Raw genomic sequence first — 2,744 nt, forward strand, 5'->3', positions numbered from 1 at the left:
CGGCTACCTGCCCGCACGGTCGGCGGCAAAGCTCGACCCGGTGATGGCGCTGGCGCGGGAGTGACCCGCGCCTTTCCGGCGCCCGATCAGAGCGGCCCGTCCTCGAGCACCCCGTCCGCGGACATCTGCGCGTAGAGCAGCCCCTCGCGCAAGCCGCGGTCGGCAACCGAGAGCCGGTCGGTGGGCCAGAGCCGCAGCAGCGCCTGCAGGATCGCGGACCCAGACATGATCAGCGCCTGCCGGTCCTGCCCGATGCGCGGATCGCGGCGGCGCCCGGCGGGGCCCATCTCGAGATAACGGCGGATCACCGCCTCGATCTGGTCCGAGGTCATGCGCAGCCCGTCGACCTTGGTACGGTCGTAGCGGCGCAGTCCGAGGTGAGAGGCGGCGACGGTGGTGACCGTCCCCGAGGTGCCGACGATCTGGAATCCCTCGCGCGACTGGGCGTCCTTGTAGGGCGCGAATTCCGAGAGGTTCTCTTCGAAATACCAGCTCATGAGGGCGTAGCGCGCGGCGTCGTCCTCGACGTCCGAGAACTGGTCGCGCAGCGTCGCGACCCCGAGCGGCACCGAGATCCAGTCGACGACCTTGGCGGCGGGAAACGGGCTTTCCGGCGGGTGGAACCCCGCGTGCAGCCGCATGATCGCCGCCGGCCGGTCGCGGCGCGGCACCGAGGACAGGTCGATCCAGACCAGCTCGGTCGAGCCGCCGCCGATGTCGACCACCAGAAGCTGTTCGGTCCGGGTCGAGACCAGCGGCGCGCAGGAGATCACCGCGAGCCGGGCCTCCTCCTCGGGCTGGATGATCTCGAGCGACAGACCTGTCTCGCGCCGCACCTGCCGGATGAACTCGCGCGCGTTCTGCGCCCGGCGGCAGGCCTCGGTCGCGACCAGCCGCATGTTCTTCACTTCGTGCCGGCGGATCTTCTGCTGGCACACGCGCAGGGCGCTGATGGTCCGTTGCATGGAGGCACGCGAAAGCCTCCCGCTCCGCTCGAGCCCCTGCCCGAGCTGGACGGATTTGGAGAACGAGTCGACCACATGGAACTGACTGCCCCTTGGCTGGGCAATCAGCATGCGGCAACTGTTGGTGCCCAGATCCAGGGCCGCGTAGAGCGCATCTGGATCGGGCGGTTGCGGCGCGGGGCTCTCGACCGGTTTCGGGAAAGCGCCCGCACCCTTGGGACGCCGTGGCGCCATGTCATGCGCCTTTCCGAATTTTAAGTTGGGGTCAGGATACGCGGCCCCCGGGCACGGCGCAAGGCAGATGCATCAGGGGTGCGAAGGGTTTGTCGAAAAACGGGGAAAGACCGGCGGTCGCTGTGGGCGACCGGCCGCCCCTGCGCGCATCGGTCCGGAGCCCGCCCCTTGACGCGGGCGCCCCCGTGGTGACTTTGGGAGCGGTAACGCAACCCGGCAAGAACTGGCGACGGCATGGCACTGAAGGCCCTTCTCTTCGATCTCGACGGCACCCTGCTGATCTCGGACCCGCTGCACATCGCGGTCTTCGGCGAGTTCTTCGCCGAGCGCGGCATGCCCTATTCCGAAGAGGTCTACGAGCGCCAGATTCACGGCTCGCACAATGCTGAGATCTTCCCGCGGCTGTTCCCGGGCGAAGATGCCGTGGCGCTGGCCGCCGAAAAGGAAGCCCGCTTCCGGGATCGCCTCCAGCCCGGTACGCCGCCGATGCCCGGCGCGCCGGAGCTGCTCGATCTCGCTGCGGCCGAGGGCTGGGCGGTGGCCGTCGTCACCAATGCCCCCCGCGAGAACGCCGAGCACATGCTGCGCGCCATCGGCCTGCGCGAGCGTTTCGAGGTGATCGTGATCGGCGACGAGTGCAGCCGCGGCAAGCCCGACCCTGAGCCCTATCTCGAGGCCATGCGCCAGCTCGACGTGCGGCCGCAGGATTGCATCGCCTTCGAGGACAGCCAGAGCGGGATGCGCGCGGCTGCGCGTTCCGGCGCCTTTGCTATCGGCGTCTGCTCGGGGGTGGTGCCTGACCGCCTGCACGAGGCCGGGGCCCGCGCCACGATTACAGATTTCACCGACCCCGCGTTGCCGGGCCTTCTCGACCGTCTGCGCGAGCCCGGCGCCTGAGGGACGTCAGAACAGGCTGAGCTGGTCCCCCGCCCGCGCCGGCGGCTGGAACAGGTCCGTGCGCAGCGGCGGCAGTTTGCGGTCGAGCCCAAGCCGACGCGCTGCCTTGCGGAAGCGTTGCGCGATGATCTCGGCGTAGTGGCCCTCGCCCCGCATCCGGTGGTGCCACTTGGCGCTGTATTCCTGCCCGCCGTGCATCTCGCGCAGCCGCGCCATGACGCGGGCGGCGCGGTCTGGATAGTGCTCGGCCAGCCATGATTGCCACAGAGGCGAGACCTCGAGCGGCAGTCGCAGCATGATCCAGCTTGCCGCAATCGCCCCTGCCTCGGCCCCCGCCTCGAGGATGCGCTCCATCTCGTGATCGGTGAGCGCGGGCACCACGGGCGAAACCATGATCCGCGCCTCGATCCCGGCCTCGTACAGCTTCCGGATGGTTGCGAGGCGTCGCTTCGGCTGCGGCACCCGGGGCTCCATCCGGCGGGCGAGATCGGCATCAAGCGTGGTGACCGAGATCCCCACCCGCGCCAGCCCCTGCGACGCCATCTCCGACAGGATGTCGATGTCGCGCTCGATCAGCGTGCCCTTGGTGACGATGGCGACCGGGTGCTTGAAATCGCGCAGCACCTCGAGGCAGGCGCGCATGATGCC

3 protein-coding genes are annotated in these 2,744 nt (G+C 69.5%); 1 reads left to right on the forward strand and 2 read right to left on the reverse strand.

Translation table 11 applies throughout. The annotated features are described in order from the left end of the window. Positions 1-86: 86 nt before the first annotated feature. Entirely contained in the window at positions 87-1,199 is a 1,113-nt protein-coding gene (locus tag HC022_RS23355) for a Ppx/GppA phosphatase family protein (RefSeq protein WP_008883768.1), read from the reverse strand. Positions 1,200-1,433: 234 nt separating this feature from the next. Here HC022_RS23355 and HC022_RS23360 point away from each other — a divergent pair, with 234 nt between their 5' ends. After that, complete coding sequence (locus HC022_RS23360) at positions 1,434-2,096, forward strand: HAD family phosphatase (protein ID WP_167453999.1); 663 nt, start codon at positions 1,434-1,436, stop codon at positions 2,094-2,096. Positions 2,097-2,102: 6 nt separating this feature from the next. Here HC022_RS23360 and HC022_RS23365 read toward each other — a convergent pair. Then, a partial coding sequence (locus HC022_RS23365) for a radical SAM protein (RefSeq protein WP_167454000.1) occupies positions 2,103-2,744 on the reverse strand: 642 nt, incomplete at its 5' end.

The sequence above is a fragment of the Salipiger sp. HF18 genome (assembly GCF_011806505.1).
Taxonomy (GTDB): Bacteria; Pseudomonadota; Alphaproteobacteria; order Rhodobacterales; family Rhodobacteraceae; genus Salipiger; species Salipiger thiooxidans.

What these genes read in the sequence shown, in the direction of transcription:
- HC022_RS23360 (WP_167453999.1), top strand. Translation starts at nt 1,434, where the DNA reads ATGGCACTGAAGGCCCTTCTCTTCGATCTCGACGGCACCCTGCTGATC.
- HC022_RS23355 (WP_008883768.1), bottom strand. Translation starts at nt 1,199, where the DNA reads ATGGCGCCACGGCGTCCCAAGGGTGCGGGCGCTTTCCCGAAACCGGTC.